General features: G+C 59.1%; 11 protein-coding genes, 1 pseudogene and 1 other annotated feature. Of the genes and pseudogenes, 8 read left to right on the forward strand and 4 right to left on the reverse strand.

Annotated elements, in window-relative coordinates; translation table 11 throughout:
- Positions 1-26 precede the first annotated feature (26 nt).
- Positions 27-449 (reverse strand): DUF3597 family protein, encoded by a 423-nt coding sequence (locus tag ABT375_RS00740; protein WP_416463711.1) that lies wholly within the window; start codon positions 447-449, stop codon positions 27-29.
- Positions 450-593: 144 nt separating this feature from the next.
- On the opposite strand from ABT375_RS00740, the gene ABT375_RS00745 reads away from it, so the two are divergent.
- Positions 594-1,157, forward strand: a complete 564-nt coding sequence (locus tag ABT375_RS00745; protein WP_416463712.1) for a DUF4142 domain-containing protein — start codon at positions 594-596, stop codon at positions 1,155-1,157.
- A 455-nt stretch (positions 1,158-1,612) separates the two neighbouring features.
- Here ABT375_RS00745 and ABT375_RS00750 read toward each other — a convergent pair whose 3' ends face one another.
- The gene (locus ABT375_RS00750) at positions 1,613-1,819 is read right to left on the reverse strand and encodes a hypothetical protein (protein WP_224551076.1); all 207 of its coding nucleotides are present in this window, start codon (positions 1,817-1,819) and stop codon (positions 1,613-1,615) included.
- Between the two features lie 136 nt (positions 1,820-1,955).
- Here ABT375_RS00750 and ABT375_RS00755 point away from each other — a divergent pair, with 136 nt between their 5' ends.
- The 6 genes and pseudogenes from ABT375_RS00755 (at position 1,956) to ABT375_RS00780 (ending at position 5,670) form a co-directional block, all read left to right on the forward strand.
- Positions 1,956-2,231 (forward strand): HU family DNA-binding protein, encoded by a 276-nt coding sequence (locus ABT375_RS00755; RefSeq protein ID WP_416463713.1) that lies wholly within the window; start codon positions 1,956-1,958, stop codon positions 2,229-2,231.
- A gap of 159 nt (positions 2,232-2,390) precedes the next feature.
- Entirely contained in the window at positions 2,391-2,585 is a 195-nt protein-coding gene (locus tag ABT375_RS00760; protein ID WP_416463714.1) for a hypothetical protein, read from the forward strand.
- A 120-nt stretch (positions 2,586-2,705) separates the two neighbouring features.
- Complete coding sequence (locus ABT375_RS00765; RefSeq protein WP_416463715.1) at positions 2,706-3,065, forward strand: hypothetical protein; 360 nt, start codon at positions 2,706-2,708, stop codon at positions 3,063-3,065.
- A gap of 141 nt (positions 3,066-3,206) precedes the next feature.
- Positions 3,207-3,668, forward strand: a complete 462-nt coding sequence (locus ABT375_RS00770) for a hypothetical protein (RefSeq protein WP_416463716.1) — start codon at positions 3,207-3,209, stop codon at positions 3,666-3,668.
- A gap of 381 nt (positions 3,669-4,049) precedes the next feature.
- A pseudogene (locus ABT375_RS00775) lies at positions 4,050-4,385 on the forward strand (IS5 family transposase); the annotation flags it as partial.
- Between the two features lie 56 nt (positions 4,386-4,441).
- A protein-coding gene (locus tag ABT375_RS00780; protein WP_416463717.1) for an IS3 family transposase occupies positions 4,442-5,670 on the forward strand; the annotation gives its coding sequence in 2 pieces (ribosomal slippage) (positions 4,442-4,730 and positions 4,730-5,670; 1,230 coding nt in all).
- Positions 4,723-4,839 (forward strand) — a sequence feature (AL1L pseudoknot). (Overlaps the previous gene by 117 nt.)
- A 576-nt stretch (positions 5,671-6,246) precedes the next feature.
- Here ABT375_RS00780 and ABT375_RS00785 read toward each other — a convergent pair.
- Both ABT375_RS00785 and ABT375_RS00790 read right to left on the reverse strand, forming a co-directional pair.
- A complete protein-coding gene (locus tag ABT375_RS00785) occupies positions 6,247-8,799 on the reverse strand; it encodes an HWE histidine kinase domain-containing protein (protein ID WP_416463718.1) in 2,553 nt (850 codons plus the stop codon).
- 442 nt (positions 8,800-9,241) lie between these two features.
- Positions 9,242-9,568: a hypothetical protein gene (locus ABT375_RS00790; RefSeq protein WP_261935107.1), complete on the reverse strand. Its 327-nt coding sequence runs from the start codon at positions 9,566-9,568 to the stop codon at positions 9,242-9,244.
- A gap of 50 nt (positions 9,569-9,618) precedes the next feature.
- Here ABT375_RS00790 and ABT375_RS00795 point away from each other — a divergent pair, with 50 nt between their 5' ends.
- Positions 9,619-10,071 carry a PA2169 family four-helix-bundle protein gene (locus ABT375_RS00795; RefSeq protein ID WP_416463719.1) on the forward strand — a complete coding sequence of 151 codons (453 nt, stop codon included), beginning with the start codon at positions 9,619-9,621 and terminating at the stop codon, positions 10,069-10,071.
- The last annotated feature ends 40 nt before the right edge of the window (positions 10,072-10,111 follow it).

Below are 10,111 nucleotides of genomic sequence, written 5' to 3' on the forward strand. Positions count from 1 at the left end.
TGATATCTTCCAGGCTGCCCGCTCGATCACGCGCGCAGACTGTCTGGGACGATGCCGCCATTTTCGGCCAGCTTGGCTATGACGGCTCGATGAAGGGCAATATTCTGCTCCGCGCTGCCGTCTTCGCCGGCATGCACATTGAGTTCTGCGGCCAGCTCCTTGCGCGCGACAAGGCTTGAATCGAGGTCCAACAGCTTGAGTAGATCGACGATGGAGCTCTGATAATTGCCTCCGCCACCCTTCATGTCCGCCATCGCCGCAAGCACAGCGCCAACATCTACCGCCGGGGCAGCCGGCGCGGGGGTGGCCGCAGGGGGAGGGGGCGCGGCAACCGTGGGGCTCGGCGACGCAGGATGCGACGGAGGGGCGGGCGGTGGAGGAGAGGCTGGCGCTGCGGCTTTCGCGTCGTGATGGAAAATCTTGTCCATGATCTTGCCGAAGATGCCCATGCTTTGCCTTTCAAATGCAGCGCGATGGCGTGACGTTCACGCACTCTCGCCGTCAACGGCACAATGGAAGGAAAGGTCCCTCGGAACGAGGTAGCGCGACGAATGTTGATGCCCCATCGGTGACCCGCCGACGGGAGACAGATAATGAAGCGCAGCATTCTCATGACCGTGTCGGTGGCCGCGTTGGCGCTGGCATCCTGCGGCAAGAAAGCTGATCCCATCGCCGAGAATAGCAGCACGAACACGGCGAATGCGGTGGCCGCACAAAGCGTGCCCGCGATCAGCCCCGGTCAGGCCTTTGCCAATGCGGCAGCGGCCAGCGACAATTTTGAGATCGAGACGTCCAAGCTGGCTGCCGGCAGCGCCGCGTCGGCCGCGACAAAAGCCTTTGCCCAGTCGATGATCAAGGCCCACACGGACTCGACGGCAAAGCTCAAAGCGGCGGCTGGCGGGGCCGTGCCGGCGATCACGCCCGACCCCGCCCTCACACCAGAGCAGGTTCAGACGCTTGAAGCGCTCAAGGGCAAGGAAGGTGCAGCGTTCGACGCGGCTTATGCCGATGCCCAGATCAGCGCGCATCAGATGACCCTCGACACATTGAAGGCTTATGCTGCGAGCGGCGACGTCGCCTCGCTCAAATCCTTCGCCTCGACACTGGTGCCTATCGTGACAGCGCATGTGAACATGGCCAAAGGTCTGAAGCGCTAGGGGCCATCCACTTCAGCGCCGGTCCCGAGGGCATGTCTTGGCTCCGGCTCGAAATCGCCCAGTTGAAATGCCGGTGCGTACGCTCACCATCGATATGGAGCCTGGCCGAAGTGTTTGCGACATTGATGCCGGGCGCCACCTTGATCGCGAACGAGCCTAGCCGTCAGGAGCTCGACAAGATCGCTTGCGGTCATTCCTCGTCCTCGTCGGTTTCGTCTCCATCCTGGCCCTCATAGGCCTGGCCTGACCAATCGCCCGGGGTGTCGAGATACGCCTCCAGTTCGCGCCAATGGCGGTCCCACCCTGGCCCGCGACGACTAAGGGGAACCTACATCTCTACAACTTGGCGCGCGCGGGAGATGGAATTGCCGGACGGAGAGCGGAGGCGTTCGAGAATGGCCCGCAGTTGATCAACGCGCGGGCCGACCAGAGGAACGGCGTCATCGCTACGCATTCTAGCCGCCCGTTTTAGGCGTCACCCAGACTTCGACTGGCGCCACGAACTTTCCGGGCGCCGGCTTCCCCACATGGACCCGGTCGGCGCTCACGCGTTCGCCGGACGCGAGGTTGAAAATGGCCCAGGGCTTGGGCATTCGCCCGAAGGTCATTTTCTGGATAGGCTGACCGGTAGCCGAGTTCATGATGGTTGCGACGATGCTCATGGCGGTTCGATAGCGGAAGGGTCCCGAAACTGTCCATAGTCGTGATCGATCCCTGATCGCGTGGTGCTTCCCGCCCCTTGCTCCAGTCAAACTCCACCGTCTAAGGGTGTGGACTTGTTTTGTTGAAAGGCACCTCATGAACAATAGTGATCTCGCCGATGCCGTGGCTGGCGAGCTTGGGCTCTCCAAGGCCGACGCGCGCAAGGCCGTCGATACGGTCTTTTCGGCAATTGCCGCGGCGGCGGCCAAGGGCGACGAAGTTTCCTTGAACGGCTTTGGCAAGTTCAAGGTGAAGGAAAGCGCGGCGCGCGAGGGCCGCAATCCCTCGACCGGCGCGACGATCCAGATAGCAGCGTCGAAAAAGCTAGGATTTTCGGCCGCCAAGGCGGTGAAGGATCAACTCAACGGATGAAGGTCGTCGGCCCCGCGATGGCGGGGCCGATCTCCCATTTGAAACTTTCGTCGGCGCTAATCCATCCGTCTTTCGAGGATCGAACGGCCCGCTTGCAGGACATTTGCGCCTTCGCAATGATGAGCAGATCGCGCACGATTCGCATCGGGAGGATGGTTCATGACCTTCGAAGAACGTCTGCTTTCCCTCAAGGGTCTGATGAAGTCGGCTCGGGACGACGATACCCGCTATCTGATTGCGGGCGCACTTCGCGACCTTGGCTATATCGATTTCCAGGATTTCTGTCGCACATCCCCGCCATCGGCTCATATCGAGGTGATCGAGCAGGCCTTCGCAACAAGGGTCGCGCTTTAGCCCCAATCAATGGACCGGATGAGGCCGTCGGCGAGCAGTGCTATTCTTGGCGTCAGAGGATTGCCGCGCTCAGACTGATGAATGGGCGTCGATGGCAATGCATGCCTCGGAGAAATCATCATGTCCGATGAGATGACGGACGACGAAAAAGTCTTTTTTACCCTGGCGCTTGTCGAACAATGCGTTCGGAATACCAGCCTTGAAGATCTCCATGCGGGCTTGGTCCCCGGCAGTAAGACAGGCGATTTCAGCGATGTGAAAGTCGTGACTCCCTTTGGAGAGATCCCTTGGACACGCGTCTCCCGCATATCGGATGAAGAGATGAAATCCTTGATGATCGAGGTAACGAACAGGGTGTTCACGTTCCTGACCCATGCGGAGGATTTGCTGGTGGTGGGGGCTGCCAGCCGGTGGAACCGGCCGCAGCTCGATCCCGCGATGGTGACGTCGGCAAGACGCCGAGCGGCCGAGCGAGAGTGAATTATAACATGCGCCATGCTTGTCGCCGCCCACTTGAGTTGAGGGTGGTTTCGACGATTCACGTGGAGGGGGGATAATGAATTGAGTAAAAGATAAGAGGATCGACGCGAGAGCGTGGTTCTCTGCTGCTTGGAGGCTGAGATGGTTGATATGATCGATGATCAATCCGAGCCTGTCGTCAGTGACGAAGGCCAGCCCTTAGGATTGCGACGTTGGGCATGGGCGCCCTGGTACGCGAAAATCTGGTGGAGCCTGGCGCTGATTTATTGGCTCTTGCGCAGCCTCTCGTACAAGATGGATGTTTTGAGCTGGATGAACGAGCCGGGTCTTGCGGGCTACTTCGTAGTCGCGTTTTTTCCACCCCTCATGCTTTTCATCTTAGCGTTCGGCGTCTTGAGGACCCGGCTCAATGCTGCTGGCACCGATGATCTTCTAACTGAAGACACTGATGCTGATATAGGTCATCTCGATCTGTTTGATCACAGACGAGGGCCGTCCGGCTTACCATATTACATAGATCCACTTGATCCAAGATCGGGCACATTTTGGATTGGAAATCCGTTAAACCCATTGAATGGATCCTATATCAATCGCGGGTCTTGAAAGACCCGTCCCCATCGGAAAGTCCTCCACCTGGATCGTTAGATAGCCGGCCTTTGGACAATACCGAAGACTGTTCATATGATGTGATTGGGGCGTTTATGTCGAAGGTTCCACGACTGTTGTCCGCATCGCGGAGATACCGGTTGCGGAGGCCATCTTTTCCAAGGATTTGCCCAGACAATTCCATCGAGAAGGATCGATGTGGCGAGGCTGATCGAGCTGCTGATCGCTCCGCATTGGCTATCGCCTGACGAACATCGAAGTTTATGACATCGAGGGTAGAAGACGCAGATTCGCTTGTGCTGCCGCTTTCCGCGCTAGGGTCAGGACCCATTGATATGATTGGATTTGTGTGATTCAGGCTCCGTGAGGAGATTGGATTTGAGTGATTTGTATTGGCTGACGGACGAGCAGATGGCGCGGCTGGAGCCTTATTTTCCGAAGAGCCACGGCAAGCCCCGGGTGGATGATCGCCGAGTGTTGAGCGGGATCATCTTCGTCAATCGCAATGGGCTGCGCTGGCGCGATGCACCGAAGGACTATGGGCCACACAAGACGTTGTACAATCGTTGGAAGCGGTGGGGCGACAAGGGCGTATTCCTTCGGATGATGGAAGGGCTGGCTGCGCCGCAGGCTTCCGAACGCAAGACTGTGATGATCGACGCGACCTATTTGAAGGCGCACCGCACGGCATCGAGCCTGCGGGTAAAAAAGGGGATGTGAACCGCGCCGGGTTTGCCGGAGGCTCCAACTCCTGAGAAGGTGGAGCCTGTATGAGCAAGACGACGAACAAGTTTGCACCGGAAGTGCGCGAGCGTGCGGTGCGGATGGTGGCCGATCATGAGCGCGATTATCCCTCCCGCTCGGCAGCTGTGGTGTCGATCGCGGAGAAGATCGGCTGCGTTCCGCAGACGCTGCATGAGTGGGTGAAGAATGCCGAGGTCGATAGCGGCAAGCGCGCTGGTGTCCCGACCGAGGTTGCCGACAAGGTGAAGGCGCTGGAGCGCGAGGTTCGCGAGTTGCGTCAGGCCAACGAGATTCTCCGCAAGGCGTCGGCATATTTTGCGCAGGCGGAGCTCGACCGCCCGTTCAAGCGATGATCGCGTTCATCGATGATCACCGCGATGCCTATGGGGTCGAGCCGATCTGCCGCGTGCTGCCGATCGCCCCATCCACCTACCACGAGCGCGTCGCGCAGCGACAGGATCCAACACGCCTGTCGGCGCGAGCACGGCAGGATGCGGCCCTCAAGCCTGAGGTCGCGCGCGTGTTCGCCGAGAACTTCGCGGTCTACGGCGTGCGCAAGGTCTGGCGGCAGATGGTGCGGGAAGGCTTTCCGGTCGCCCGCTGTACGGTCGCGCGGTTGCTGCGCGAGATGGGCCTGGCAGGGGTGATCCGGGGCAAGCCGGTGCGCACGACCATCAGCGACAAGGCGGCGCCGTGCCCGCTCGATCACGTCAACCGCAGGTTTTACGCGCCAGCGCCGAACATGCTGTGGGTGTCGGACTTCACTTACGTCGCAACCTGGTCGGGGTTCGTCTACGTCGCCTTCGTTATCGACACCTACGCCAGACGGATCGTCGGTTGGCGGGCCAGCAGAACGGCCCATGCCAGCTTTGTCCTCGATGCCTTAGAGCAGGCGCTTCATGATCGCCGGCCGACCCATCGGGGCGGCCTCATCCATCATAGCGACCGTGGATCGCAATACGTGTCCATCAAGTATACCGAGCGCCTCGCCGAGGCCGGGATCGAACCTTCGGTCGGTAGCGTCGGCGACAGCTACGACAACGCTTTGGCCGAGACCATCAATGGCCTCTACAAGGCAGAGGTGATCCACCGGCGCGGGCCGTGGCGCAGCTTCGAAGCCGTTGAATATGCCACGCTCGAGTGGGTCGACTGGTTCAACCATCGTCGGCTGCTGGAACCCATCGGCAACATCCCGCCTGCCGAAGCCGAAGATCAATATTATGCTGCCGCAGACAACATCGATATGGCAGCGTGACTCACAACCCAATGCCTCCGATAGACCCGGCGCGGTTCAGTTCCCGCCGTGCGCGGTATCGTAGTATCTCCTATCTCGCTACTGGTGTGCCAACCGATAATAACCTAATCCAGCCCCAATAATGTTACAGGATGGCTACCTTGCATGGTCAAGGCTGCAAAAGCGAGTGATAGGCCGCGCGAGGTTGTCCGCAACTTCGGGGGGTGATGGGCCGGCGATGGAGGCGGACTCAGGCACAGGGAAAGCTTTCGCCTCGGCGCGCTTTGAAAGTTGAGCTATTTCCGTTGGTTGCTGGCGCAGTCGCGGCCCTTATCATCCTGCTGGCTTGCCAAATTATTCGCTGAGTGTCCAAGAACTGCCGGACGGCGAGGTTATCAGCGACAGGTATCAAGCTGATACTCAGACTGAGTAATTTCGTTCGGAAAAACTGAGCGAGGATTGCCTGCCGATTTCCGGAAGCCAGCAGCCAGTCTGCTCACCTAGCGATTATCGGGGATACACCTTCACGAGATAAGGGGCGGGGCAATTGATTGGCCGATAGCAATGGTAGCTGTTCCTATCATTGCAGAAGCAGGTTCAGCCGAAGAGATCATCGATTGTCTTGGCAATATTGTGTGTCGTGTAAGGCTTTTGCACTACTGTTGCCGAGCGATGCTCCATCGGCAGGTTCGCCTGCTCGCCATAGCCAGAGGCGAAAAAGAAGGGGATGCCCAATTCGTTGAGCCGATCGGCGATGCCGAAGCTGGTCTGGTCGCCTAGATTGATGTCCAATATTGCGAAATCGACGCGCTCCTTGTCGAGGATATCGTGCGCGGCCTCGGGAGTGGATGCGGTCGCGACCGCTGCGCCGAAGCGGTCCAGTATGTCCTCCGCGTCGAGCGCGATGATGAGGCTATCCTCGACCAATAGCACGGTTTTACGTCCCAAAAGGTCGGGATCGACCGGCTGCTGGCTGGAGACAGGCTTGCGCGAGATGCGGATATTGGGCGCATCATAGGATTTGGGTTCGGAAACATGCCGGGCGGGAATGCAGAATTCCGCCCGAACGCCATCGGATGCATAGTCGATGGTCGCATGCCCGCCCAAGTCATAGGGAACGGAGCGATTGACGATCGTGGTGCCGAACCCCTTGCGCCTAGGCGGAGACACGGGCGGCCCGCCCACCTCATGCCAAATCAGGACGAGATCACCTTTGTGATCGCGAGACCAATTGATATGGACCTCGCCCTCACCGGACAGGCTGCCATATTTGGTGGAGTTGGTGACGAGTTCATGGATCACCAACGCCATGGTCGAATAGGCTTGCGGATTCAAAAGGACGGGACTGCCGTTGGATATGATGGCGCTCTGACGCGTGGCGGCGAAGGCGGCGGCCTCCGCCTCGATCAGCGCTTCGAGTGGAGCCGGTCCCCAATGGTCGTCGGTGATCTGGTTGTGGGCGCGGGCGAGGGCATGGATACGGCCATCGACCAGCTTCACGAAGTCGCGGACTTCCTCATTGTCCGGCTGAGACTGGCGGATAAGTCCGCGGATCACGCCGAGGATGTTGCGGACGCGATGGTTGAGTTCGGCGATCAACATCTCCTGGCGCGCCGTCGATTGCCGCCGCTCAGCCGCCGCCTCGTCGGCCAGTCTTAGCACCACCTCGATCAGGGTCGCGCGCAGGGTCTCCGCGACGCGGATTTCTGAAGGCGCGAACGGTTCGGCATGGCCATCGACTTCCTCCTGCCATTCGGCGAAGCTCTCGCGCGGCGTCAGACGTGGCCCGTTCGGGCCATATTCGACGGGCTTGTGCGGATCGCCAGCCCAGCGCACCGATTGTTTCAGCTCCGAACGAAAGAGCACGACATAGTCGCGCGGCGACCGCGAGATGGGGATCGCGAGCAAACCAGCCGCTTCTTTGGCAAAGCCGCGGGCACGCTCGATGAGGCTGCCGATATGATCGGTGGTATAAACCCGTCCCGCCGCCAGTCCGTTGAGCGCGCGAATGATCCGGCGGAAATCCTCGGTAGGCGGAGTCGAGCCGGAAAAGGCATAATTGCCGTTAATCCAGATGCCCACGCCATCCGCAGGAATCGCGCTCGTCAGAATGTCGCCGAGCCAGTCGGGGTCGTTAAGCAGCGTCTCGTCCGACGCCACGGCCCCGAGTAGCTGGTCCGAAATGTCGCGTGCGCGCCGTTCATAGTCGGTGATCAGGCGGCGCTCGCGCGATTCCAGCCGCATGGAAAACATCTCGGCGAACAGTTCGCACACCGAGCGGCGCTCGAACGTGGGCGCGCGGGGCGCATAATTGTGACAGGCGAAGAGACCCCACAGCTCGTCATCGACGATGATCGAGATAGAGAGGGACGCTTCGACACCCATATTCTTGAGATATTCGATATGGATGGGCGAGACGGACCGCAGGATGGACAGGGAGAGGTCGAGGCGCTGACCCGTCGCGTCGATTTCCGGCACGATCCCCACGGGCTCCTGATTGACGTCGCGGATCACACGGACAAGATTGCGCTTGTAGAGCGCCCGGGCCTGCCGGGGGATATCGCTCGCCGGGTAGTGAAGCCCCAGAAAGCTGCCGATGCCTGGCTTGGTGGCTTCGGCGACCACCTCGCCCGCGCCGTTCGAGGCAAATTTGTAGACCATGACCCGGTCATAGCCGAGGAGCGTGCGGACCTGGCGTGCGCCTTCCTTGTAGAAGGTCTTCAAATCCTTGGCGCGATCGAGGCGGGACATCATCGCGCGGACGGCATTGGTGGAATCGCCGCCACCCGGCATGCCGGGTTCGGCTTCGATGACGATCTGGCCCCCGGAAAAATGCATGGCAACGTCATATGGCTGCCCGGAGATGCCGATCTGACAGCCGAAAAGACGCTCCACCATATCGGGGTCCGAAAGATAGGAAATCTTGTTACGCAGGTCGTGCAGCAGCGCGGCGGGCACATAGTCCGGGAGCGGCGTGCCGATCAGTTCCTCTGGGTCATGGCCCAGCAGGTCACGGATGTTTTTCGATACTCTGGCGATGATCCAGTCGGTGCTGACCGCAATCAGGAATCCAGGTGTCTGGATGGCGCCGAGGAGATGGATGGGTTCGCGATCGCAATTTGTCAGATCGACCTTTTCGAATTCAGCCACTTTGATCCTGTGTCATAGGATGGCCAAGCCATCGGAGAGGGGTGCCCCGCTCCCTTCGAAACGTCGCAAATGCATATACAGTTGCGCTTGTGCAACCTGTTCATGAGACTTGCTTCAGAAAATTCGCTCCTGAACCGATAGAGGGTCAACCCCGGCATATGGAGCTGAACCGAACTCCACACAAAACCATAGCAAAGGCTGCAGAAATAAAAATCTAGTAATTCATATCTCTTGTTTCGCTGCTTATACGCGTCTTAATTTAGCAAAACATCAGTAGGATAATGGATACAGGCCTCGCCACCACGTGAGGTCTGTAAGTTAAAAATGATCCATAGTTATTTCGTGCCGTCCGCAATAACCCAACGGTAGGGACGTCGATTTTTTTCTTTTCATTTTTAACTTTGGGTACGTCGATCGTGGTATTTTTTGTCCCCAAGACGACTTATTTGGAGTTTAGATCGACATCGGGAAGTGCGCCGCCTTCAGCCTTCACATCGACCTTTGGCAAAGCGCCGCCCTTGACGTCCGCGCTCCAAAAGCCGGTTACGAAAAGCAGTGCGACGGCAACCGCAGCCAGCGCTAGGACAATGCCGACGATCATGCCCGTGTTGCTGTGGTTTTCGACGTGCACGTTTCGATGGGGTTTGCCCACTGTGTCTGGTGAGCCAGATATCCAGGCCCCGCCCGACTGAGAGAAAATCAAGTTAATGAAGATCAATCGCGGCAATTTTCTTGCGACTTTCGCTGCTGCCCATCGTTGTTGGACCATGTGGCCGTGTCCCTGCGGCGGCATTCCTTTTATCTACGACAGGAAACAGCATGTCCGAGACCAGTCACGAGATATCCACGCTCAACGGCCTGATCGCTACCACGCTAGACAGCGTGGACGGCTATACCGAGGCGGCCAAGGACAGCGAGAACAGCCGTTTCGGTGCGCTGTTCACCAGCCGTGCTGGTGAGCGCCGCGAGATCGCATCTCGTCTGCAGCAGGAGGTAACGGCTCTAGGCGGCGACCCGGAGGACGACGGCACCGTGCTGGCAGGCGCCCATAGGATGTTCCTCAACTTGAAGTCCGCGGTAACGGGCAGCGACGACAAGGCAATCATCAATGAGGTGGAAGCGGGCGAAGACCATATCAAAGCCAAGTTCGAGGATGCCTTGGGCGACATGGAACTGTCGCCTGCCGTGCGCGACCTCATTGAAACCTGCTATACGTCGGTCAAGGCCGGCCATGACGAGATGCGGGACATCAAGCACTCGATGGAAGGCTGACGATCAGCGGCGGGGGAACCCCGCCGTTTTTCGACGGACC

The organism is Sphingomonas sp. VDB2, assembly GCF_047946695.1.
GTDB lineage: Bacteria > Pseudomonadota > Alphaproteobacteria > Sphingomonadales > Sphingomonadaceae > Sphingobium > Sphingobium bisphenolicum.

Excerpts from the sequence above, each read along its gene's own strand:
- ABT375_RS00740 (WP_416463711.1), bottom strand. The coding sequence starts at position 449 with ATGGGCATCTTCGGCAAGATCATGGACAAGATTTTCCATCACGACGCG.
- ABT375_RS00745 (WP_416463712.1), top strand. The coding sequence starts at position 594 with ATGAAGCGCAGCATTCTCATGACCGTGTCGGTGGCCGCGTTGGCGCTG.
- ABT375_RS00750 (WP_224551076.1), bottom strand. The coding sequence starts at position 1,819 with ATGAGCATCGTCGCAACCATCATGAACTCGGCTACCGGTCAGCCTATC.
- ABT375_RS00755 (WP_416463713.1), top strand. The coding sequence starts at position 1,956 with ATGAACAATAGTGATCTCGCCGATGCCGTGGCTGGCGAGCTTGGGCTC.
- ABT375_RS00760 (WP_416463714.1), top strand. The coding sequence starts at position 2,391 with ATGACCTTCGAAGAACGTCTGCTTTCCCTCAAGGGTCTGATGAAGTCG.
- ABT375_RS00765 (WP_416463715.1), top strand. The coding sequence starts at position 2,706 with ATGTCCGATGAGATGACGGACGACGAAAAAGTCTTTTTTACCCTGGCG.
- ABT375_RS00770 (WP_416463716.1), top strand. The coding sequence starts at position 3,207 with ATGGTTGATATGATCGATGATCAATCCGAGCCTGTCGTCAGTGACGAA.
- ABT375_RS00790 (WP_261935107.1), bottom strand. The coding sequence starts at position 9,568 with ATGGTCCAACAACGATGGGCAGCAGCGAAAGTCGCAAGAAAATTGCCG.
- ABT375_RS00795 (WP_416463719.1), top strand. The coding sequence starts at position 9,619 with ATGTCCGAGACCAGTCACGAGATATCCACGCTCAACGGCCTGATCGCT.